This window comes from Kosakonia oryziphila (assembly GCF_900094795.1).
Taxonomy (GTDB): domain Bacteria; phylum Pseudomonadota; class Gammaproteobacteria; order Enterobacterales; family Enterobacteriaceae; genus Kosakonia; species Kosakonia oryziphila.
The window spans coordinates 83308-103163 of sequence record NZ_FMBC01000014.1; the positions used below are offsets into that span (position 1 = coordinate 83308).

Consider the following 19856-nt stretch of genomic DNA (forward strand, 5'->3'; position numbering starts at 1 on the left):
GTTCACTGGTATACCGATCAGGCGCGCCAGGGCAGCGAAATACATGGGTATGTTGCTGCCAGCATACCGCCGGGTGCGTCGGCGGGGAGCGTTCTATATTCTGCTACCGGGTTGCAGGCTGGAGCAGGTTTTGCGCACGAATCCGGGGAAAAGAGATTCTGGTACAAAAAGACACCACGCTGCACATTACGCTGTCGCCTGGCGTCAGCGATGCTACAGAGAATGGTGATTACGATTTCGAATCCCTACAGTCTGTTGCTGATCGTCGCCTGTACCGTGTGAAAAACAACGGCCGCAATCAGGTGTGTTTTACGGACGACGTGCCGAAGAAATGATCCATACCTTCGCGCCAGCCTGCCGCGCCTTCCTGCATTGTGTGATAAACCCGTTTAGGTGAATCCTGAAGCAATTGTACACCCTGGCGATTGAGGCCTTTCACCACGATAGCGTAATCAACGCTATCTAACAGCGGTGCATCGTTAGGGCCATCGCCGAGGCCGAGCGTTAGCGCGCGATGGCCCCGGTAGTGGTGATACTGACGCGTGAGCCAGTTAACGGCCTGATCTTTTCCACTGCGTTCATCCAGAACGTGCCAGAAGCGCGCGCCCTGCACAAAGCGCAGACCGAGTTGCTGAAGGGTTTTATCGAAGGCGGACATCGCCTCGTCGCTGTCACGCCAGATCAGCGTTTCTGACGCTTCCTGCAGACGTGCAAGATTTGCTTGCGCCAGGGGTAAACCGGTCACTTCTGCCAGCACATGCGCATCCAACTCGCCAAAAGTGGTGAATTTCCAGCCATGCTGCTGACGTAACCGGGCCAGTATGCTGGCAATATCAGCATGGGGCGAACCGTTGATAATACGCGGGTAATCCTCATGATCCTGCCACTGCTCATCAAGCTGAATGACGGCGCCGTTTTCAGCTATAAACGGCAGTCCTTGCAGTTGCAGCAATTTCTGAATGGCCATCATCTCTGCGGCCGTTTTGCTGCTGCATAAAATGACCGGGATTGACTGCTCGCGAAGGCGAACAAGCCATTCTGCTGCGGCTTGCCAGTCGCCGGTATGGTTATCGAACAGCGTGCCATCGACATCGGTAAATACCAGTAGGGGATCGTCCAGACTCGGCATGTTCAGCTCCTTATCATTCGGAAAAGGGCAGGCGGCAGGTATTACGTCCAACAGAATACAGTTGTATTTCTAATTATTCGCCTGATCAATAGTTCTTGTCATCGTCCGTTTTTGTCGATACAGTTTCGCGACATCAGATTCCCTGATGTACGAATTTTAAGTGCTTCTTGCGAAAGCAAGGTTTATCCCGGCCATTGTACGGCCGGGATGTTTCTTCAGCGATTCGCTTCCGTGATGCTGAAATCATGGACATCCAGTTCAAACGCCTCCGCCAGCTCCCGCCAGGTATGGTACTCGCGACCATCAACGCTGACGCGCTGACCCTCTTCATCTTCAATCCGATGAACTTCGCTTTCGCTAATTTCATTAATGGCCGCCAGTAGCGCATCAACGTCAATATCGACGTCTCGCTTGACGGTATTGCTGTACTCTTTTGCCGTTTTCATGTCGTCACCTCGTTGCAATGCCATTGTTAAGTATAGACGGTTGAAAAAATCGCCAGCTAAACGCCGGGACGCTGCCAGCACCGGCGTTTTGTTCTACACTGGCGTAAATGCGACAGGAGGGTAAATATGAAGGTCAACGATCGGGTTACAGTCAAAACGGACGGAGGTCCACGCCGTCCGGGTGTGGTATTGGCTGTTGAAGCATTCAATGAAGGTACGATGTACCTTGTATCACTTGAAGATTACCCGCTCGGTATTTGGTTTTTTAACGAAAAGGACCACCCTGATGGGACTTTTGTCGAGCGAGTAGAATAATATTTCGCCCTCCAGCCAGGGAGGGTGAAAAGAGTACTACTTTTCTAACGCATATTAACAAATATACCCGTCGTGACATTGTCGGTAAGGCGTACAACATGGTAAATAACTTGTTTATTATGCGTTTTTATTTTTCTTTTTATATTACCTTTATGTGAAGATACCGTCTTGGCTTTAATATTCATCTGATCCGATATTTGAATCGTATCTTTCCCTGACATCCACATTTTCAACATGCTGGACTCTGTACGGCTCAATGAAAGCGTGGGTAAATTAATGGTTTCAACGCTTTTTTTCTTCTTGCTAAGATAATCTCCCAGAATATTGTCCAGTGACTCAGGTTTGATTGATTTAGAACTAATCAATAAATTTTTACGAACCAAAAGATATTCATCGAAATGAATGTTGGCTATCGCCATAAACACGATAAACAGTGTTCGGGGATGTTGGTTAATGACTTGCTTTATGTGTTGACTGCTGCTTGGGTCATGTATAAAGCAGTCCTCATTAATAAATACCACAGATGGCTGAAATGTGGCGCAAGCTGATTCGAGCTCATCAACGGTTTGTACATCGTTGATTTCTCGCTTTTTAACCCCCCGACTTGTCAGATACCCTGTTAGTCCCAACCGGGTATAACTGCATAAATCCATAATAATCGTTGACATGGCAGACCCTCACTCAATGCGTAACGATAATTCACCACCCGCCAGAAGCTTCCGAAGCCATACAGGAACAACATATATTACTGAAGTGCAGGGTGAAGACTTCAGGCGAATCCACTATCCAGTAAAGTTCTGTATAATTTGCCAGGAATCATCTTAAAGTAAAGTAAATGTTATGTTCTGTGAGACGGATAAAAACAAATAAGCCGCGCCAGATATATGTTGGAGGATGTTTTGCAAATTTCACTTTAGGATTATCCTCAAAAAGACAACACCAAAGTTACGGGTTAATATTCTGCGGCAGCTCGCTGACAATTTCGGCTAACAAATTGAAAAACTCACTGAATAAGTGTTCACAGAAAGGTGCAATCAACGGCATCATCACCGCCATCAGCAAAATACCTACGCTTAATGTCACCGGAAAGCCAATAACAAATACCGATAACTGAGGAGCCATACGGTTTAGCAAACCGAGTGACAGGTTAATGGTCAGCAGCAGGGTAATAACCGGTAATGCCAGCATCAGGCCATTGAGGAAAATCATTCCCGCCGATCGGGTGATCGCCAGATACGCATTACTGTTTACCGGATTACCGCCGATAGGCAGTGTGTGGAAGGTGTCCACCAGCATGGAAATCAACCATAGATGTCCGTTGAAGGTGAGGAACAGCAGCATCGCCAGCATATCCAGAATGCGCGCCAGCACTGGCATGTTTAAATGGCTGGCAGGATCGACAAAGGTGGCGAAGGAGAGACCCATTTGCAGGCCAATCAATTCACCGGCGGTACGGATGGTGGCAAAAGCAAACTGCATGGTAAAACCGAGTGCGATACCAATCAGAATTTGCTGCAACGCCAGCCACAGCGCTGGTGGTGAAAAAATGGCGACATCGGGCGTTGGCGGCAACGTCGGGGCGATGACCACGGTAATGACGATCCCAAGCCCAACTTTAATGCGACGTGGGATACGTGTTTCACTAAGGATCGGCGCGGTCATAATCAGCGCCATCACACGCAGCAGCGGCCAGAAATATATACTGATCCAGTGGAGCCACTGGTCGCTGGTGACGTTCAGCATAAGCGGGTTTACCCGATGATATAAGGAATGTTGTTGAACAGAGTACGCACATAATCAAGCAGCAAATTCAGCATCCACGGCCCGGCAACCACAATCGCGATAAACACGGCGATGATTTTCGGGATAAAGGAGAGCGTCATTTCGTTGATCTGCGTTGCAGCCTGCAAAATACTGATCACCAGACCCGTGATCAGCGCAACCAGCAGCAATGGGGCAGCAAGCGCGAGAGCCACTTTCATCGCTTCGGTGCCCATCATCATGACCGATTCGGGTGTCATGCTTTACTCCTAACTGTAAAAGCTTTGCGCCAGCGAACCGACGAGTAATTGCCAGCCATCTACCAGCACGAAGAGCATCAGCTTGAACGGCAGGGCAATGGTCGCGGGCGGCACCATCATCATCCCGAGTGCCATCAGCACGCTGGCGATTACCAGGTCAATAATCAGGAACGGAATAAAAATCGTAAAACCGATCTGGAAAGCCGTTTTCAACTCGCTGGTCACATACGCGGGCAGTAAAATCCGCATTGGTACGGCTTCCGGCCCCTGAATGGGCGGTTCATTGGCGAGTCGGGCGAATAGTGCCAGATCGGCTTCCCGGGTCTGGCGCAGCATAAATTCACGCAGTGGCTTTGCGCCACGATCCAGCGCCACATCCACGGAAATTTTGTTTTCACTGAACGGCTGATAGGCGTCGGTATTAATCTTGTCAATAACCGGCGACATAATGAAAAAGGTCAAAAACAGTGCCAGTCCAAGCAGCACCTGGTTTGGCGGCGCGGAGGGCGTACCCAATGCATTTCGCAGCAGACCAAACACAATGATGATGCGGGTGAAGCTGGTCATCATCAATAGTATTGCCGGCAGGAAGGTGAGGGAGGTGATAAATACCAGCGTCTGCACCGGCAGCGACCAGCTCTGGCCACCGTTTGTCAGTGGCTGGCTGATAAGGCCAGGAAGTTGAGCAAAAGCGGCAGGCGCAACTAGCCATAAACCAGCCAGCACAAGGGGTAACAAACGGCGCATCAGGATCTCCCGGAACGCTTAAGCAAATTCTTCATCACGGACTGGAAATCCGCATTTTTGTCGTTCACGTCTTCACTTTCAGCAGGCGCAGGAGGAAGTTTGTGCAACAGATTTATTTGGGTGGGAGTCACGCCGAGTACCAGACGTGCATCTTCAACATCGACAATCACCACGCGTTCACGCGTACCGACAGAGGCGCTGGCCGTCACTTTTAACCCCCTGGCTCCGGCGGTTTTGCCGCCAAAGCCGAGGCGTTTTGCCAGCCACGCGGCGACAAGGATCACCGCGATAATGCCAAGCAGTGCACCGCTGACTTGCAACAGTGGCGAACCGGAAATGGCAGACGGTTGGGAAACCGTGGCCTGTGTTTTCATGCTCGGCTCAACGGCTCAGACGACGCATACGCTCAGACGGGGTGATGATATCGGTAATACGCACGCCGTATTTATCGGCGACGACAACCACTTCACCCTGCGCAATCAGATAGCCGTTAATCAGGATATCCAGCGGCTCGCCTGCCAGCCCATCGAGGGCGACTACGGAACCCTGCGTCAGACGCAGTAGCTCTTTAATGGTCATCCGCGTACGGCCCAGTTCGACCGTCAGCTTGACCGGGATATCCATAATCAGGTCAATATCCTGGAGAGTGCCGCCTACTTCACCACCGCCAAGCTGCTGGAACACGGCATCAGCCGCGCTTTTACTGCCAGTCGAGGTCTTTTGTTCGTTTAACGCGTCAGCCCACAGATCGTCCATTGCGCCGTTGTTGTCATCGGACGGATTGTTCATATCACTCATTTGGGCTGTTCCTCATTCAGCGAATTCAAAATCGGGTTTATCAGGTGCTCTACACGTAATGCATATTGTCCATTGACTGTACCGTACTGGCTGGTAAGAACCGGCACGCCGTCCACATGAGCGATAATGCGATCGGGTTTATCAATCGGCAACACATCGCCGGGCTGGAGCTTAAGTATCTGCGACAGTCGCAGGGGAATATCCGCGAAATTGGCAATCAAATTCAGTTCAGAGTGCTGAACCTGACGCACTAAATTGTCACGCCAGTTCTGGTCTTCGGTACGTGAGTTTTCCAGCGGCGGGTTCACCAGCATCTCGCGCAGTGGCTCAATCATGCTGAAAGGCAGACAGATATTGAATTCACCGGTCAGGTTGCCGATTTCCACGTGGAACGGCGTATTGACGACGATATCATTCGGCGACGTAGTAATGTTGGTGAACTTAACCTGCATTTCTGAACGTACATACTCGACGTCCAGCGGGTTAATGGCCTTCCATGCATCGCTGTACGCTTCGAGCGCCAGCTTGAGCATGCGGTTGATCACGCGCTGTTCAGTGTGCGTGAATTCACGGCCTTCCACTTTCGTCGGGAAGCGTCCATCACCACCGAAAAGGTTATCCACGGCGATAAACACCAGACTTGGCGAGAATACAAACAGGCCGGTGCCGCGCAGCGGTTTCAGATGGATCAGGTTAAGGTTGGTCGGAACGGGTAAGTTACGTGCAAACTCGTGATAGGGCTGAATGCGGATCGCACCAACGGTGATATCCGGGCTACGACGCAGCAAGTTGAACAACCCCATGCGAAACTGACGCGCAAAACGTTCATTGATGATCTCCAGTGCTTGCAGGCGTTCACGCACCACGCGGCGCTGGGTATTCGGGTCATAGGGGCGAATATCACTATCGCCGCCCATACCCGGTTTCGGATCATCGCTCTTATCGCTGTCGCCATTGAGCAGCGCATCGATTTCGGCCTGAGAAAGAATACTATCGCCCATGTCTTTACCGCAAAATGAAAGCTGTATAAAGAACGTCAGTGACTTCCTGCTTCGGCTGTCCTGGCACTAACGGCGTTGCAAGCGTCTCTTTAATCGCGGTAGCAAGCGCCTGTTTACCCTCGTTAGTTGCAAGTTGTTGTGCATTCTGACGAGATAACAACAGTAACAAGCGGCTACGCACTTCCGGCAAATATTCACTCAGTCTTGCGCGCGTTGCGTCATCATGCAGGCGCAGTGTAATGCCCACATACAGTACACGATCGGCATCGCCCAGATTCACAGTAAAGGTGTCCAGCGCGAAGAAAACCGGTGCTGGTGGGGGCGGAGCTTCCGCTTTTGCGCCTGCCGTAGGTTTCTGTTGCATACGCCAGTAACTATAGCCAGCTGTGGCGCATGCTGCGAGGGTGATTAACACCAGCAGCGGGATCCATATAGAGCGCTTACGTTTTTTATTAATTGCGGAGTCAGTCATTAGATACGGGCTTCCTGTTAGTACTGCTTATGAGGTGATTATCCCGTGTCCTGCTCGCGTCAAAGCGCGGAAAAGACGGGGATAATCATGCTACCTCTGGCGTTTAGGCAAAGATGTCAACAGCGCCGTTACCGCGAGCCACCGACTGTAAGCTTGCTGGCGTCACGAGTGCTGTATCATCATCGGAACCAAAAACATCGCCGGAACCCGAACGTGAAGTGTGTTGCTGCTGCGAGGCCTGCTGTTGCTGCTGGCCGGTGAAGCTTTCGCTGCTGATGCTGCTCTGTCCAAGCTGAATACCGCTTTCAGCCAGAGACGTGCGCAGTGTCGGTAAGGCGGCTTCCAGTGCCTGACGAACGTGGCTGTGCGCCGAAACCATTTGCAGTTGCGCCTGGTTATCTTCCAGCTTGATGGAGATCTGCACCTGGCCCAAATCTTCCGGATGCAAACGCAGTTCAGCCGTCTGCTGACCCTGGCGGGTGAAGAGCGTGACGTGCTGGCTGATATTCTGCTGCCATTCATGGCTACCAAGCGGTGCGCTGACAACCGGCGCTGCCACAGGTGCGCTGGCCTGAGCCGCGCTGGCGCTGGTGGTCACTGGCGCCATACTAACCGTGGTGTTGGTTGTTTGCAGCGCGTTGTCGCTATCTTTCTTTGTGGCGCTGGCAGCGGCCAGTACCGCAGCCTGTTGTGAATTGTCAGCCACCTGGAACGGGGTGTTAGTGCCCGGATCATTTTTCACGGCGCTACGCGAGGTATCGGTATCGGCTGCGGTCGAAAGTGTGTTGCTGTTTAGCGCACGGTTAGCGGCTGCGGCAACATCTTGCGTACTGATGCTGGTCGATTTGGTGGTCGTGGGTGCGCTCAGTTGCGCGGTTTGCTGATGCGGCAGCATCGCCATCAGCGCGCTGAGACCTGCCAGTTCGTCATCTGTTGTATCACTCTTCTCATCGCCGCTTTGCGCTGTTTTGTTCAGCGCGGCGAGAACATTGCTTTTCGCGGCAGGTGTCAGGCCAGAAAAGAGTTTTTGCATGTCAGCGGTGGTGGTTGTACTTTCCGTCGCGCCAGCAGTGTTGTCACGTTTGGCAATCTGACGCGCAAGCAGGTCCGCGAGTTTCTGCGCAGGTGTTTGTGCATCTTCACCGGTGGCGGCGGCCGAGGTCAGGTTACCTTTCGCCAGCTTGCCGCTTACTACCGCAGCCTGTAAATCGGCAAGTGTCAGCGGTTCACCGTTCTGCTGGGTTTGCCCCTGCGTGCTGGACATCGCGCCAGTAAGCAGAGCGAGGAAATCTTGTGCCGAATCGCCGCCCGCTTTGCCTGTCTGCGCGCTGGTGGTGGTATCGGATTCAGTTACTACCAGTTTTGGCAAGGTGATCATTCTATTTTCCTCAGGGATGCGCGTTGTGCAAACTCATCCATTTTTTTCTGATCGAGGCGGTTTTCCGCCAGTAATGCTGCTGCGCTTTGCCGCTCTTGCAGCGTTTGCCAGGCTTGTAAACGCTGTTTCTTTTCTCGCCAGCAACTCAGAGCAATATCGACTTTCTCGTTCCATTGCATCAGTTGCTTACGATGCTGATCGATGGCTTTTTCCAGCGTCTGAATAAACTGCTGATAGTTTTGCCAGCGCTGATTATCAATGCCCTGGCTCATGTTGTTATTCAGACTGTTGCGATATTCATGCTGATAGTCGATCAGCATTTTTAACTGCTCTTCCGCCTGCTGGCAGTTGCGACGCATCTCACCCAGCTTCAGTGCCGCGTCTTCAACCTCTTTCTCCGCCAGATCTTTTAGCGTCGTTAATGCGCTGTTTTGCGCCATAAAGTCAGCTCTCCACTACCTTATACTGTCGGGAAGATCAGCTCTAAAGCGTGTATAGAATCTTCCCACCCGGCACGTTCAAAGATGCCTTGTTGCAGAAAGGCTTCAAGCTGCGGCCACAATGCAATAGCTTTATCCAGCATTGGGTCACTGCCTCGCGCATATGCGCCAACGCTCACCAAATCGCGATTTCGTTGGAAGCTAGACAGCAACTGTTTGAAATTCCGGACTCTTGCGTAATGTTGTTCAGTAATTAGCGCGGTCATAGCACGGCTGATGGAGGCTTCAATATCAATCGCCGGATAGTGACCGGCTTCCGCCAGACGGCGGGAAAGCACAATGTGTCCATCAAGGATCGCGCGCGCAGAATCCGCGATAGGATCTTGCTGGTCATCCCCTTCGGTGAGGACGGTATAGAAAGCGGTGATCGAGCCGCCGCCGTGAATACCATTCCCCGCACGTTCCACCAGCGCCGGTAATTTGGCGAAGACAGAAGGAGGATAACCTTTGGTTGCTGGCGGTTCGCCGATCGCCAGCGCAATTTCACGCTGCGCCATGGCATAACGCGTCAGAGAGTCCATAATCAGAAGCACATGCTGACCGCGATCGCGGAAATCTTCAGCAATGCGCGTAGCGTAGGCAGCGCCCTGCATACGCAACAATGGAGAAACATCCGCCGGGGCGGCGATCACTACGGAACGGGCGCGACCGTCTGCTCCAAGGATGTTCTCGATAAAATCTTTAACTTCACGGCCACGTTCGCCAATAAGTCCCACGACAATCACGTCGGCCTGGGTATAGCGCGCCATCATACCAAGCAGCACACTCTTACCGACGCCGGAACCGGCAAACAGCCCCATACGTTGACCTCGGCCGACCGTCAGCAGGGCGTTAATGGCGCGTACGCCGGTATCAAGCACATGCTCAATCGCCGTACGTTGCAACGGGTTAAACGGTGGCGTCATCAATGCGCCCGTTTCCCCGGTGTCGGGCGCAGGCAGGCCGTCGAGCGGTTTACCCGCGCCGTCAAGCACACGTCCCAGCAGGGCAGGGCCGAGCGGCAACTGTTTGCTGCTTTGTAAACCATCGCCCACCGCGCCGCGTGCATAAACGCGCGCGCCAGGCAAAATCCCTTCGACTTCTTCCAGCGGCATCAGAAACAGACGTTGACCGTTAAAGCCGACCACTTCACTTTCCACTTCGTGGGTTTCGACACCCTCCTGGCGTTCAATGATGCAGGTCGCGCCCAGCGGCAACTGCAAGCCAGTGGCCTCCAGCACCAGTCCGGTGGCGCGGGTCAGTCGCCCGTAACGACGCACAGAAGGAAGCTGCATCATTTTTGCTTCAAAGTTATCGAGGGTTGTCAGCCAGCGGGTCAAACGCGCAGTCATCAAATCACTCCCGGCGCCGCCAGACGGCACAGTTCCTGCCAGCGCGTTGCAACACTGGCATCAAGATCGCCTTCATCGGCGGAAACTTTACAGCCGCCCGGATGCAGCGTTGGGTCGCCACGCAGACGCCAGCCATGCAGGCTTAACGTCGCGCCGAGCATCTCTTCTACGCGTTGCAGATCGTCCGGGTGAACGCGCAACTGCGGTTTGCCGCTGAAAAGCGGCTCCTGCTGCAACAGTTGTTGAATCTGTTTGATCAGCGCGCTGTTATCGACACAGGGTGTTTGCCCCAGCACCTGGCGCGCGGCTTCCAGCGCCATCTGCATCAGACGGGAGGCAATTACACTGTCGAGCGCATCCAGGGTGTACTGGAATTCGCTGACCAGTTGTTGCATCCGCGCGTGCAGTGGAGCTTGCTGCTGGCGAGCCAGATTCAGCCCTTGCTCCTGGCCCTGTGCCAGTCCTTCCTGGTAACCGATATCGTGCCCGGCTTTGCGTCCTTCCGCGAGGCCAGCGTTGTAACCTGCCTCGTGAGCCTGCATCTGGATCTGTGCCAGTTGCTGCTGCTGTTTTTGCTCCTCGGATAAAGCGTCTTCTTCCTCGTCGGCTTTTTCTGATGCACTTTCGTTCATCAGCAAGGGAGCAAACTCGGCAGCCTGCGGAAGTACCAGATCATCAGGCTTCCAGACTTTCCAGGGCAATTCGTTAGACATAGGTATCCTCGCCGCTGCCAATTACCATCTCGCCGGTTTCCGCCAGACGACGAACAATAAGCAGGATCGCTTTCTGTTCGTTTTCCACCTGAGACATACGCACCGGGCCACGGTTGGCAAGGTCGTCGCGCAGGATATCGGCAGCACGTTGGGACATGTTGCGCAGGAACTTCTCGCGCAGCGGCTGCTCGGCGCCTTTGAGCGCGATAAGCAGGGATTCGGAGTCCACTTCCTGTAGCAGGCGCTGGATACTGCGGTCGTCCACGTCCACCAGGTTTTCGAACAGGAACATCTCGTCGATAATTTTTTGTGCCAGCTCGCCGTCGAACTCGCGAACCGCAGTAATAACCGCTTCTTCCTGCTGGGTTTTCATCAGGTTGATGATCTCGGCCGCCGTTCTCACGCCGCCCATTTTGCTGCGTTTGAGATTCTGGCCGTCGAGCAGGCTATTCAGTACTTCGGTCAGTTCCGCCAGCGCGGCAGGCTGTACGCCGCCGAAAGTGGCGATACGCAGCATCACGTCATGGCGCATGCGCTCGTCAAACAGCGCCAGAATATCTGCCGCCTGAGAACGTTTGAGGTGCACAAGAATGGTGGCAATGATCTGCGGATGTTCGTCGCGAATAAGGTCGGCGGCGCTCTGCGGTTCCATAAAGTTGAGCGTTTCGATGCCACTGGTGGTATCGCGGGTTTCGAGAATATCTTCCAGCAGGCTGGAAGCACGCTCTTCGCCCAGCGCTTTGACCAGCACCGAGCGCAGATAGTCGTTGGCGTTGATATTCAGCGCCGCGAATTGTTCCGCTTCGTTCTCGAACTCCTGCAATACGTCCATCAACTGTTTGTTGGAGATTTGACGTACGCTGGCCATCGCGGTACTCAAATGCTGAACTTCGCGGGCAGAGAGGTGTTTAAACACCTCAGCTGCGCGGTCTTCGCCGATGGTCATCAGCAAGATGACGCTTTTGTCCGTTCCGGAAAGATTATTGCTCATGTTCGTTATTCATCCACTGGCGAATGACCAGCGCCACGACGCGCGGATCGTTATCTGACATTTCGCGAATACGCTGGCTCATCACTTCTGCGCTCAGGCGCTGGTTAGAACGACGCTGCTGGTTCATTTCGTCTTTACTCAGGCGAACTTCCACCGATTCTTCAATTTCGGCTCGTGCCTGTGCTGCTTCCTGTGCGGCTTTCGCTTCTTCCTGGCGGCGTACCAGTTGCGGACGTACCGCTTTACGCCACAACAGCCAGGCGACAATCAGTACCAGTAACCAGCGGCCTGCGGACATCAACTGGTCGATAAACGACTGCTGCTGCCAGAACGGGAGTTGACCACCGATATCGTCCGTTGCGTTGAACGGCGAGTTGACGACGTTGACGGTATCACCGCGTTTTTCGGTATAACCCATCGCCTCACGGGTTAAATCTTCAATCTGTTTCAGTTGATCGGCGGTCAGCGCGGCGGTTTTACCATCTGCCAGCGTGCGGTAGTTCACCACCACGGCGACGGAGAGACGCTCAATATCACCGACATTCATCTTGATATGACGAATGGTGCGATCAACTTCGTAGTTATTGGTTTCGCTATGTGTGGTGTTGCGCGGCCCCGCGGTGTTGCTGTTTGCAGTGGAGGTATTGGTGCCTTGCTGACCCTGTGTATTCTGCTGGTTATTCTGCGTGGTGATCGGCGCACTGTTAGCTGGCGCTGGCTGGTTAGAGAGCGCACCTGGAACACCACCAGGATACTGACCGCCAATCTGTTCGCTGCTGTTCACCTGACGTGAACGCAGAACTGCTTGCGCCGGATCGCCGCCATTCGGGCTGTACTGCTCTTCCGTTTGCTCTTTATTCGCGAAATCGAGTTGCGCGGTAACCTGCGCGTGTACGTTGCCGTTACCGACGATGGGGCCAAGGATGGCTTCGATACGGCGCTGGATACGGCTTTCAACGTCAGCGGTATATTTCAGTTGGGCATCGTTCAGATCGCGCCCGGCTGTTCCCGCCTGTGTCAACAGACGACCGCCCTGATCAACGACGGTTACGTTACCCGGCGGCAAACCTGCCACCGCGCTGGAAACTAGATGTACCATCGCGCTGATCTGGCCGTCATCCAGGGCGCGGCCCGGTTGCAGATTAACGGTGACGGACGCGGAAGGGGATTTTTGTTCGCGAACAAACAGCGATGGTTTCGGCATGGCGAGGTGCACACGGGCACTTTTAACCGGGCCAAGCGTTTCGATGGTGCGGGCCAGTTCACCTTCCAGCGCACGCTGGTAGTTCACTTGCTCGCTAAATTGGCTGATACCGAATTTTTCCTGATCCAGCAGTTCAAAACCTACTGCGCCGCCTTTCGGCAGACCCTGTTGCGCAAGACGCAAACGCAGTTCGTGAACTTTATCCGCCGGAACTTCAATCGCTCCGTTGCCATCGGCGAAGCGGTAAGGAATATTCATTTGGGTCAACTGGGTAACAATTGCTCCGCCATCCTGGTCGGATAAGTTGCTGAATAACGTCCGATAATCCGGGCTCCTGGCCCACAGTACCATAGCAACAACGATGGCCACGGCTGCGGCCGCTGCCACCATTAATGGGATTTTGGGGTTCGCGCGTAAGCGGTTAAGCCACTCAAGAGATTTATTCTGCGGTGCAGTTGTTGCAGTCGCACTCATTGCGCACCTCGTAACTCTGGGTGGATGTAGTTATTTGAGTTGAGAAACAAAACAGACTCCCGGGTCGGCAAACTCGACATTTATCCATTAACATGGCCATGCCATTATTTGATGATTCCCAATTTTCTATGCGCCAAATAACCTGGTTTTTTGTCGCTATTTACTGCCATTATCCGATTGACAAGCTGTTAACCTTGTCCGGTATCAAATCATCCGGGGAAAAACAATGGCTATACAGGGCATTGAAAGCGTCATCAGCCAGTTGCAGGCCACTGCCGGCGTTGCGCACAATCAGAGCGTGGAGAGCGAACCGACAATCAGCTTTGCCGGACAGTTGCATGCTGCGCTGGATCGTATCAGCGATACGCAAAACGCAGCACGTGTGCAGGCAGAGAAATTCACACTCGGCGAACCGGGTGTGGCGCTGAATGACGTGATGACCGATTTGCAAAAATCGTCCATTTCGCTGCAAATGGGCGTTCAGGTGCGTAATAAACTGGTGTCTGCCTATCAGGACATCATGAATATGCAGGTTTAAGCCTGACTGATTTTGCATTTTGCCACCGATCTGCGCTTTCGCGTGGGTATTGAGTGCAACATCAAAACCTCGCGGCTGCGGGGTTTTTCTTTGTGAAAGGTGTGAGGGTTTGGAGCAGGTGTTAAAACCGGCCGTTAAATGCTGACCGGTATCCAGTGAGGTTGCTGATTTCAGGCGTAAGCGGGTTTGTCTTGTTTGAAGATCTTGCTGCAATGGGGGCACATCAGTGCTGAACCTTTCTGGACTCGGGTAAAGCTATGTTCTGACTGCATAGCGCAGTGAGGGCAGGTACATTTGGTAAGATAGTTGCGACCGTTTTTTGAATCTTTCCGTTGTGGCATAGAGTATTTCCTGATAAATGGACTGCAACGATACACTATCTCAATACATATAGCCCGTAATGAATTTCCCTGCGGTCACGTTATTACCCTCCACCTTAGTGCCAGAAAAAGCGATAAAAAATGGTCAGTGAAGGCCCTGTATCGCGCTAAACAGAGCTGCTGCATGTTTATTGATGATTGGGGGCGAGATCCACTATTTCATCGGTGAGCGTCATCGGCTATTGGCTCACCGTTTACGGGTGAGCCAGCCTGTTACGTCACTTCTGAATCAAGTAGCGGATGGTTGGGCCATCCTGCTGGATATCCAGCACTGTATAACCATGGTTGCGGGCATCCAGCGGAATGTTATTGATCGACTGCGGGCAGTCGCTCACCACCTCCAGAATCTCCCCTTTTTTGAGCTGCGGCATCGCTTCGAGTGTGGCTACCGCCGGATAAGGACAGGGTTCACCGCTCATATCGAGGCGGTAATCGGGCACAATCTTCATGCAGTCTCCTTCACAGGCGCAGGCGTATTACGGCGAAAGAAATGTTTTTCCCAGCCGATGACAAACAGCAGTGCGGCCAGCAACAACGCATAGGTCACCAGCAGGCCGCCGAGCGGGCCAAAGGTGTTCAGTAAGTTGATTTTATCCCAGTGGGTGGCGAGGGAAGGGGATAGGTCATCCCAGAAGTATGCCAGGATCGTCGAGCCGATAACGTTGCCCAGCCCGACCCACCAGTAATGCACCTGACCTTCGACTGCACGGTACATCCAGCCGGTTTCACAGCCGCCTGCCAGCACAATGCCGAAGCCAAACAGCAGCCCGCCGAGTACCGCATTTGGTCCGGCCCACATGATTTTTGGCTCCATCCCTAGTTGTACATAGCTGAAAATGCCGATTGCGCTCGCCGCCATGCCGAAAATAATGGCTTTTGCCATCATGGTACGCCCGGTGATCCACATATCGCGGAATGCGGAGGTGAAGCAGATTTGCGCCCGCTCAATCAGTAAACCAAAACCGACGCCAAACAACATCGCCAGCCCCAGTTTTGGCTGGTTCATGGCCGTCAGCAGCGCCCAACCTACCATGCCGATAAACACCAGCATACCGATGCGGAAGCGGCGTTTTGCCTGATCCGGCTTTTGCGTTAGCGGCGAAGCGGCGGTGACCTTCTGCATCTTTACCGCAATGCGGAACATGGGCAGCAGCGTAAAGCGTGCGCCAAACCATGAGCCTATCGCCGTGGCAACGGCAAAGAACCAGGCATGCAGCGAAAATTGCGGAATGCCGGTGAAGAAGGCGGCAAGATTACACCCCATCGCCAGCCGGGCGCCGAAACCGGCAATGATGCCGCCAGCAATAGCCTGCGCGATGCGAATGCGGCTGTGCGGAAAACGCAGCTTGACGTTATTCGCCCACAGCGCGGCGGCAAAACAGCCGCCAAACATACCGATGATCATCATGCCATCAATACGCGTCAGCGGTGTGCCGTCCAGATGGATCAGTTTGAAATATCCCCACTCTTCGGTATGGACACCCGCCAGTTGCAATAACTGGCCGCCCCAGCGAGTGAATTCGCCGGTCACCGCCCAGAAGGTACCGGTGATGCCGAAATAGTAGGTAGAGAGAATACCGGCGGCGATCACGGCCGGAATCGGGGACCAGAAGCGAATCAGGAAACGCTCCTTAAAGTATTGCCATGACATAGTAAAAACCTCTGAACTCAGAAGGCAGAAATTGAAAGAAGGCGAATAATACACGTGACAAATGACAAACTGATGCAAAAAGAGTGTAAACCCTGGTGCAGATCAAACTTCTTCGCACCGGAGAAGTGTGGCGATGATAATGCTTTAATGCCACAATATTTTTTTTCTTCGCGATCGGAATAAATAATGAAAAAGCGAGTGATTATTGGCGCGGTGCTACTGCTCAGTGGCTGCGTACAGGTGGATGATTACAACGCGGTGGTAAAACAGCCTGCACCGGCAGGTTTGGCGGGTTATTGGCAGTCGGCAGGCCCGCAGAGCAAACTGGTCAGCCCGGAAGCAATAGCCAGCCTGATCGTCACGCCCAAAGGGGACACGCTGGATTGCCGTCAGTGGCAGCGGGTCATTGCCGTCCCGGGCAAACTGATGCGTGACGGTAGTACGTTATATAACGTGACGCAAAAGCGAGATATTTACCCGCTCGACCACGAAGGTAATACGCTGGAATTTGATGGTATGACTCTTAAGCGCGTCGATAAACCGACGGTTGAGTGCCAGAACGCGCTGACCGCCGCCGGGTTGGACATCAGCAAATAAGCGTGGCGCCGGGTACTGTTGCCCGGTAATCACATATCCTTCCTTTTTCTTCTATTCGTAGATATCGCGGATGCTTGTGTATTTTATGCACGGGATTACGCCTGCATTTTTCGCAAAATGTAGAACAGAGGGGTAACAAAGAAAACCTGTTGTCATGTTCCTGAGACTTGAGATACAGGGATAACAGTGCGGGCGCGGTGTTAAAAATCTCACCCGCCTGTTCTGAGATTAGATCTCATTTGGGAAGAGTATGTTTCCAGAGAGGCGTCCATATGTCGAATGCAGGTTATGTTGTCGAGATGTTTGTCTAACCAATGTCCGCAGTTCGTCCATTCGCTGGTTTAACAGTGTTTTCAGCACAACTTCGTTATCGAGAATTTGCTTCAGCAAAGGCCGAATTTGCGCCTGCAACTGAGGCGCAATTTCTCCGGTATCCTGGGACAGTGCTATCTTCTCCACAGCGTTTACATACTTCACTTCATGTTCGATGAGTTCGTCCCAACGCCCTTCCTCCGCGAGGTTAAGCATGGTGCGGCTGATGACCAACAGCTGCTGATAGTGGTGGAGCAACCCGAGATTTGCTTCCATTAGTAAGTGTCCCGCGCATTTTGATTATTGGGGCCAATTTCTTTCCAGGCATCAGCGATGTTGCTCAACAACTTCGATACTTCATCAATGGCGGAGAGGTCATTGTGGAGATTTGCCTGTAAAAGACGTCGTGTCATGTAGTCATAAAGACTATCCAGATTTGCAGAGATCTCCCCACCGGCTTCGTGATTAAGACCGGCCCGTAGGCCGTTGTTAATGATATTAATCGCATGTGAAAGCGCGCGTCCTTTACCGGGAATATCTCCCTGTTCAATCAGGATCGCAGCCTTTTTCATGGCGCTCAAGGCGCCATCAAAAAGTAACACCACGAGTTGATGTGGACTGGCACTCAGAACGGCACTTTCCACACCGACCTGGGCATAAGCCTGAGTCCCCGATTTCATATACATATCAAACCTCAACTGATGGTTTATTTAAACTGCTGGGTCAAATAATTACCGGTTGTTGTCAGAGAAGAAACCAGCTGACTTAAACTGGTGAACTGTGTCTTATAGCGCGCCATGGTTGCAGTGATCTGATTATTCACTGAATCATACTGGTCGGACAACTGTTTCAGCGTTTTGTTGATTCCATCGGTCGCATTTTGCACGGTACCATTAGTACCTAAAAAATCGTCCAGCAGGTTGCTTGCCTGAGTGGCGAACCCGGTGGTTTTACCGTCGCCGGACAGGAAAGAGATCACGTCCGCTGACTTTTCATTCAACGCATTATTAAGTTTAGTGCTGTCAACGGTCAGCTTGCCGGTCGTATCCTGAGTCACACCCAATTGCGACAGAATAGAGAAACTTCCACCGTCACTCTGAGAAGATGACAACATAGAGCGCAGACGCGTCTGAATGTTGCGCAGCGTGCCGTCGCCCAACAGGTCGCCGTTCGAGCTGTCCTGCGAACCACTGCCCTGACTCACTGATGTATATTTGGTCTGGTTAGCAATGGTCGTTTGCAAGGAGTTGTAAGCATCGACAAAAGCCTGAATCGCATTGGTCATCGGCTGGTTGTCTTTCGTTACCGTCAGCGTTTCCGGGCTACCAACGTTAGTTTTATTCAGTGTCAGCGTGACACCTTCCGGCGCATCTGTAATTGTGTTGCTGCTACGGGTAATGGCAACCCCGTTAATTTTCAGATTCGCGTCAGACGCAGCAACCTGCTGTGTCATTACGTTGCTCGCGCTGCTGGTGTTCGTCGAGTCATAGCTGATGTACTTTGCCAGTTGCGTATCATTTGTGGTGATCGTCATCTGGTTAGCCGTACCGCTGTCACGTGATGTCAGTGCCAGGTAATAGCTGTTGTCATCTGCTTTAATAATGCTCGCAGTCACGCTGCCTTGCTGTTTGTTAATCGCATCGCGGACGTCCGACAGACTGGTTTGATCGCTGTTCAGCGTCAGGGTCATCGGCGTCGTTTGTCCGGGCTGAGTGATCGTAATAGTACGAGAACTCAGACTGCTGTCGCCTAAATCAGTATCTTTGCTGGCCACTTTCGGGCTGAGTAGAGATTGAGCAGCAGCCAGCGAAGACACCTCGACCGAGTAAGTTCCCGCTGCGGCATTATTGGCCAGCGTAGCAGTGAACGCGGTGTTAGTACTGGATACCTTTGTCGATGCGATGCTTGATGTGTCTTTCAGCGCATTCGCAGCAGTTTGCAACTTAGTCAGGGAGGTTTGCACCACGCCCCAGGCGGTTAGCTTGGCTTTATACGAAGTCTGCTGAGTGGTAATTGGCGTCAGCTTTGTTTGTTCAGCTGTCTGCAAATTGTCATACAACGTGTTCAGATCCAAGCTTGTGCCTGCGCCGAGCGAACTAATACTTGCCATATCTTCATCCTTCAGTTTTTGACAATCACTGTGGGGATTATCGGCAGCGACTTCGAAAAGATTAGAGGTTTTTTTTTGAAGCAATGGCGGAATAAAGCCAAAGAATAGCGGGCAGTTTGTGGCTTTAAAAAAATAAAGTTTTTCTCTAAAGGTTGGTCAGTGATGGTCGATAACCTGGAAGACGGTAAGAACGCCGTAGGCAGATGCCTGAATCTGATAACTTTTTTATTTAAAGGAATTACATCATGGCTGTTATTAATACTAACACCCTGTCGCTGACGACTCAGAACAACCTGACCAAATCTCAGGCTTCCCTGGGTACCGCTATCGAGCGTCTCTCTTCCGGTCTGCGTATCAACAGTGCAAAAGATGATGCTGCTGGCCAGGCGATTGCTAACCGTTTTACTTCCAACATCAACGGTCTGACCGTTGCTGCCCGTAACGCCAACGATGGTATCTCCCTGTCGCAGACGGCTGAAGGCGCGCTGAGCGAAATCAACAACAACTTGCAGCGTATCCGTGACCTGACCGTTCAGGCGCAGAACAGCTCCAACTCTGCTTCTGACATCGACTCCATCCAGGCTGAAGTTAACCAGCGTATGGAAGAAGTTAACCGCGTGACCACCCAGACCGACTTCAACGGCATCAAAGTGCTGAACACCGGTTCCGGCTCCAGCAGCTACAACTTCCAGGTTGGCGCGAAAGACAACGAAACCATCTCCATCAGCCTGAGCGCTTCGAACTCCTA

The 19856-nt window shown here is 52.6% G+C and carries 27 protein-coding genes; 5 read left to right on the forward strand and 22 right to left on the reverse strand.

Features of this window, described 5'->3' with window-relative positions:
- The first annotated feature begins 191 nt into the window (after positions 1–191).
- The gene (locus GA0061070_RS25495; RefSeq protein WP_425256045.1) at positions 192–335 is read left to right on the forward strand and encodes a hypothetical protein; all 144 of its coding nucleotides are present in this window, start codon (positions 192–194) and stop codon (positions 333–335) included.
- On the opposite strand, the gene GA0061070_RS08890 is transcribed toward GA0061070_RS25495, so the two are convergent.
- Both GA0061070_RS08890 and yodD read right to left on the reverse strand, forming a co-directional pair.
- Positions 299–1129 (reverse strand): mannosyl-3-phosphoglycerate phosphatase-related protein, encoded by an 831-nt coding sequence (locus tag GA0061070_RS08890; RefSeq protein WP_090135404.1) that lies wholly within the window; start codon positions 1127–1129, stop codon positions 299–301. The two genes, GA0061070_RS25495 and GA0061070_RS08890, sit on opposite strands and share 37 nt — an antisense overlap.
- Before the next feature lie 215 nt (positions 1130–1344).
- Positions 1345–1575: a YodD family peroxide/acid resistance protein gene (yodD, locus tag GA0061070_RS08895; RefSeq protein WP_090135406.1), complete on the reverse strand. Its 231-nt coding sequence runs from the start codon at positions 1573–1575 to the stop codon at positions 1345–1347.
- Positions 1576–1701: 126 nt separating this feature from the next.
- On the opposite strand from yodD, the gene dsrB reads away from it, so the two are divergent.
- Positions 1702–1890, forward strand: coding sequence for a protein DsrB (gene dsrB / locus GA0061070_RS08900; RefSeq protein WP_090135408.1), 189 nt, complete (start codon positions 1702–1704; stop codon positions 1888–1890).
- A gap of 44 nt (positions 1891–1934) precedes the next feature.
- Here dsrB and rcsA read toward each other — a convergent pair whose 3' ends face one another.
- The 14 genes from rcsA to fliF form a co-directional block, all read right to left on the reverse strand.
- A complete protein-coding gene (rcsA, locus tag GA0061070_RS08905; RefSeq protein WP_090135410.1) occupies positions 1935–2558 on the reverse strand; it encodes a transcriptional regulator RcsA in 624 nt (207 codons plus the stop codon).
- Positions 2559–2835: 277 nt separating this feature from the next.
- A complete protein-coding gene (gene fliR, locus GA0061070_RS08910) occupies positions 2836–3633 on the reverse strand; it encodes a flagellar biosynthetic protein FliR (protein WP_090135412.1) in 798 nt (265 codons plus the stop codon).
- A gap of 8 nt (positions 3634–3641) precedes the next feature.
- Positions 3642–3911: a flagellar biosynthesis protein FliQ gene (gene fliQ, locus GA0061070_RS08915; RefSeq protein ID WP_007371488.1), complete on the reverse strand. Its 270-nt coding sequence runs from the start codon at positions 3909–3911 to the stop codon at positions 3642–3644.
- A 9-nt stretch (positions 3912–3920) separates the two neighbouring features.
- Positions 3921–4658, reverse strand: coding sequence for a flagellar type III secretion system pore protein FliP (gene fliP / locus GA0061070_RS08920; protein ID WP_090135414.1), 738 nt, complete (start codon positions 4656–4658; stop codon positions 3921–3923).
- On the reverse strand, positions 4658–5032 hold the full coding sequence (gene fliO, locus GA0061070_RS08925; protein ID WP_090123514.1) for a flagellar biosynthetic protein FliO: 375 nt from the start codon (positions 5030–5032) through the stop codon (positions 4658–4660). Before fliO ends, fliP begins: the two co-directional genes overlap by 1 nt.
- Before the next feature lie 7 nt (positions 5033–5039).
- On the reverse strand, positions 5040–5456 hold the full coding sequence (fliN, locus tag GA0061070_RS08930) for a flagellar motor switch protein FliN (RefSeq protein ID WP_090135416.1): 417 nt from the start codon (positions 5454–5456) through the stop codon (positions 5040–5042).
- Positions 5453–6457 (reverse strand): flagellar motor switch protein FliM, encoded by a 1005-nt coding sequence (gene fliM, locus GA0061070_RS08935; protein WP_043953148.1) that lies wholly within the window; start codon positions 6455–6457, stop codon positions 5453–5455. The genes fliN and fliM overlap by 4 nt, the downstream gene beginning before the upstream one ends.
- Positions 6458–6461: 4 nt before the next feature.
- Positions 6462–6929 (reverse strand): flagellar basal body-associated protein FliL, encoded by a 468-nt coding sequence (fliL, locus tag GA0061070_RS08940; RefSeq protein WP_090135418.1) that lies wholly within the window; start codon positions 6927–6929, stop codon positions 6462–6464.
- A 103-nt stretch (positions 6930–7032) separates the two neighbouring features.
- Positions 7033–8307 carry a flagellar hook length control protein FliK gene (fliK, locus tag GA0061070_RS08945; protein ID WP_090135421.1) on the reverse strand — a complete coding sequence of 425 codons (1275 nt, stop codon included), beginning with the start codon at positions 8305–8307 and terminating at the stop codon, positions 7033–7035.
- Positions 8304–8747 carry a flagellar export protein FliJ gene (gene fliJ / locus GA0061070_RS08950; protein WP_090135423.1) on the reverse strand — a complete coding sequence of 148 codons (444 nt, stop codon included), beginning with the start codon at positions 8745–8747 and terminating at the stop codon, positions 8304–8306. The genes fliK and fliJ overlap by 4 nt, the downstream gene beginning before the upstream one ends.
- 20 nt (positions 8748–8767) lie before the next feature.
- The gene (gene fliI / locus GA0061070_RS08955; protein ID WP_090135425.1) at positions 8768–10138 is read right to left on the reverse strand and encodes a flagellar protein export ATPase FliI; all 1371 of its coding nucleotides are present in this window, start codon (positions 10136–10138) and stop codon (positions 8768–8770) included.
- Positions 10138–10851 (reverse strand): flagellar assembly protein FliH, encoded by a 714-nt coding sequence (fliH, locus tag GA0061070_RS08960; RefSeq protein WP_090135427.1) that lies wholly within the window; start codon positions 10849–10851, stop codon positions 10138–10140. The genes fliI and fliH overlap by 1 nt, the downstream gene beginning before the upstream one ends.
- On the reverse strand, positions 10844–11842 hold the full coding sequence (fliG, locus tag GA0061070_RS08965; protein ID WP_090135429.1) for a flagellar motor switch protein FliG: 999 nt from the start codon (positions 11840–11842) through the stop codon (positions 10844–10846). The genes fliH and fliG overlap by 8 nt, the downstream gene beginning before the upstream one ends.
- The gene (fliF, locus tag GA0061070_RS08970) at positions 11832–13520 is read right to left on the reverse strand and encodes a flagellar basal-body MS-ring/collar protein FliF (protein WP_090135431.1); all 1689 of its coding nucleotides are present in this window, start codon (positions 13518–13520) and stop codon (positions 11832–11834) included. Before fliF ends, fliG begins: the two co-directional genes overlap by 11 nt.
- A gap of 226 nt (positions 13521–13746) precedes the next feature.
- On the opposite strand from fliF, the gene fliE reads away from it, so the two are divergent.
- Positions 13747–14058 carry a flagellar hook-basal body complex protein FliE gene (gene fliE / locus GA0061070_RS08975; RefSeq protein ID WP_090135432.1) on the forward strand — a complete coding sequence of 104 codons (312 nt, stop codon included), beginning with the start codon at positions 13747–13749 and terminating at the stop codon, positions 14056–14058.
- Positions 14059–14228: 170 nt separating this feature from the next.
- Here the strand turns inward: fliE and GA0061070_RS25500 are convergent, their stop codons facing one another.
- The 3 genes from GA0061070_RS25500 to yedE all read right to left on the reverse strand — a co-directional run bounded on the left by GA0061070_RS25500 (position 14229) and on the right by yedE (position 16089).
- A complete protein-coding gene (locus tag GA0061070_RS25500; protein ID WP_244153070.1) occupies positions 14229–14399 on the reverse strand; it encodes a YnfU family zinc-binding protein in 171 nt (56 codons plus the stop codon).
- Positions 14400–14656: 257 nt separating this feature from the next.
- Complete coding sequence (yedF, locus tag GA0061070_RS08980) at positions 14657–14887, reverse strand: sulfurtransferase-like selenium metabolism protein YedF (RefSeq protein WP_090123539.1); 231 nt, start codon at positions 14885–14887, stop codon at positions 14657–14659.
- Positions 14884–16089: a selenium metabolism membrane protein YedE/FdhT gene (gene yedE, locus GA0061070_RS08985; RefSeq protein ID WP_090135435.1), complete on the reverse strand. Its 1206-nt coding sequence runs from the start codon at positions 16087–16089 to the stop codon at positions 14884–14886. Before yedE ends, yedF begins: the two co-directional genes overlap by 4 nt.
- 186 nt (positions 16090–16275) lie before the next feature.
- On the opposite strand from yedE, the gene yedD reads away from it, so the two are divergent.
- A complete protein-coding gene (gene yedD, locus GA0061070_RS08990) occupies positions 16276–16686 on the forward strand; it encodes a lipoprotein YedD (protein ID WP_090135436.1) in 411 nt (136 codons plus the stop codon).
- Between the two features lie 228 nt (positions 16687–16914).
- Here the strand turns inward: yedD and fliT are convergent, their stop codons facing one another.
- From fliT to fliD, 3 genes are read right to left on the reverse strand one after another with little or no spacing between them, the layout of a single operon-like run.
- Complete coding sequence (gene fliT / locus GA0061070_RS08995; RefSeq protein ID WP_090135438.1) at positions 16915–17274, reverse strand: flagella biosynthesis regulatory protein FliT; 360 nt, start codon at positions 17272–17274, stop codon at positions 16915–16917.
- On the reverse strand, positions 17274–17684 hold the full coding sequence (gene fliS, locus GA0061070_RS09000; RefSeq protein ID WP_090135440.1) for a flagellar export chaperone FliS: 411 nt from the start codon (positions 17682–17684) through the stop codon (positions 17274–17276). The genes fliT and fliS overlap by 1 nt, the downstream gene beginning before the upstream one ends.
- Positions 17685–17704: 20 nt before the next feature.
- Positions 17705–19108 (reverse strand): flagellar filament capping protein FliD, encoded by a 1404-nt coding sequence (fliD, locus tag GA0061070_RS09005; RefSeq protein ID WP_090135442.1) that lies wholly within the window; start codon positions 19106–19108, stop codon positions 17705–17707.
- Positions 19109–19353: 245 nt separating this feature from the next.
- Between fliD and GA0061070_RS09010 the strand changes: the two genes are divergently transcribed.
- Positions 19354–19856: flagellin N-terminal helical domain-containing protein (locus GA0061070_RS09010; protein WP_482183493.1), on the forward strand; the 503-nt coding region annotated here is incomplete at its 3' end.

Excerpts from the sequence above, each read along its gene's own strand:
- fliO (WP_090123514.1), bottom strand. The coding sequence starts at position 5,032 with ATGAAAACACAGGCCACGGTTTCCCAACCGTCTGCCATTTCCGGTTCG.
- GA0061070_RS25500 (WP_244153070.1), bottom strand. The coding sequence starts at position 14,399 with ATGCCACAACGGAAAGATTCAAAAAACGGTCGCAACTATCTTACCAAA.
- fliK (WP_090135421.1), bottom strand. The coding sequence starts at position 8,307 with ATGATCACCTTGCCAAAACTGGTAGTAACTGAATCCGATACCACCACC.
- yedF (WP_090123539.1), bottom strand. The coding sequence starts at position 14,887 with ATGAAGATTGTGCCCGATTACCGCCTCGATATGAGCGGTGAACCCTGT.
- fliP (WP_090135414.1), bottom strand. The coding sequence starts at position 4,658 with ATGCGCCGTTTGTTACCCCTTGTGCTGGCTGGTTTATGGCTAGTTGCG.
- dsrB (WP_090135408.1), top strand. The coding sequence starts at position 1,702 with ATGAAGGTCAACGATCGGGTTACAGTCAAAACGGACGGAGGTCCACGC.
- fliJ (WP_090135423.1), bottom strand. The coding sequence starts at position 8,747 with ATGGCGCAAAACAGCGCATTAACGACGCTAAAAGATCTGGCGGAGAAA.
- fliL (WP_090135418.1), bottom strand. The coding sequence starts at position 6,929 with ATGACTGACTCCGCAATTAATAAAAAACGTAAGCGCTCTATATGGATC.
- fliR (WP_090135412.1), bottom strand. The coding sequence starts at position 3,633 with ATGCTGAACGTCACCAGCGACCAGTGGCTCCACTGGATCAGTATATAT.
- fliM (WP_043953148.1), bottom strand. The coding sequence starts at position 6,457 with ATGGGCGATAGTATTCTTTCTCAGGCCGAAATCGATGCGCTGCTCAAT.
- fliS (WP_090135440.1), bottom strand. The coding sequence starts at position 17,684 with ATGTATATGAAATCGGGGACTCAGGCTTATGCCCAGGTCGGTGTGGAA.
- yedD (WP_090135436.1), top strand. The coding sequence starts at position 16,276 with ATGAAAAAGCGAGTGATTATTGGCGCGGTGCTACTGCTCAGTGGCTGC.
- fliQ (WP_007371488.1), bottom strand. The coding sequence starts at position 3,911 with ATGACACCCGAATCGGTCATGATGATGGGCACCGAAGCGATGAAAGTG.
- rcsA (WP_090135410.1), bottom strand. The coding sequence starts at position 2,558 with ATGTCAACGATTATTATGGATTTATGCAGTTATACCCGGTTGGGACTA.
- fliI (WP_090135425.1), bottom strand. The coding sequence starts at position 10,138 with ATGACTGCGCGTTTGACCCGCTGGCTGACAACCCTCGATAACTTTGAA.
- fliE (WP_090135432.1), top strand. The coding sequence starts at position 13,747 with ATGGCTATACAGGGCATTGAAAGCGTCATCAGCCAGTTGCAGGCCACT.
- fliD (WP_090135442.1), bottom strand. The coding sequence starts at position 19,108 with ATGGCAAGTATTAGTTCGCTCGGCGCAGGCACAAGCTTGGATCTGAAC.
- fliH (WP_090135427.1), bottom strand. The coding sequence starts at position 10,851 with ATGTCTAACGAATTGCCCTGGAAAGTCTGGAAGCCTGATGATCTGGTA.
- yodD (WP_090135406.1), bottom strand. The coding sequence starts at position 1,575 with ATGAAAACGGCAAAAGAGTACAGCAATACCGTCAAGCGAGACGTCGAT.
- GA0061070_RS08890 (WP_090135404.1), bottom strand. The coding sequence starts at position 1,129 with ATGCCGAGTCTGGACGATCCCCTACTGGTATTTACCGATGTCGATGGC.
- fliG (WP_090135429.1), bottom strand. The coding sequence starts at position 11,842 with ATGAGCAATAATCTTTCCGGAACGGACAAAAGCGTCATCTTGCTGATG.
- yedE (WP_090135435.1), bottom strand. The coding sequence starts at position 16,089 with ATGTCATGGCAATACTTTAAGGAGCGTTTCCTGATTCGCTTCTGGTCC.
- fliT (WP_090135438.1), bottom strand. The coding sequence starts at position 17,274 with ATGGAAGCAAATCTCGGGTTGCTCCACCACTATCAGCAGCTGTTGGTC.
- fliF (WP_090135431.1), bottom strand. The coding sequence starts at position 13,520 with ATGAGTGCGACTGCAACAACTGCACCGCAGAATAAATCTCTTGAGTGG.
- fliN (WP_090135416.1), bottom strand. The coding sequence starts at position 5,456 with ATGAGTGATATGAACAATCCGTCCGATGACAACAACGGCGCAATGGAC.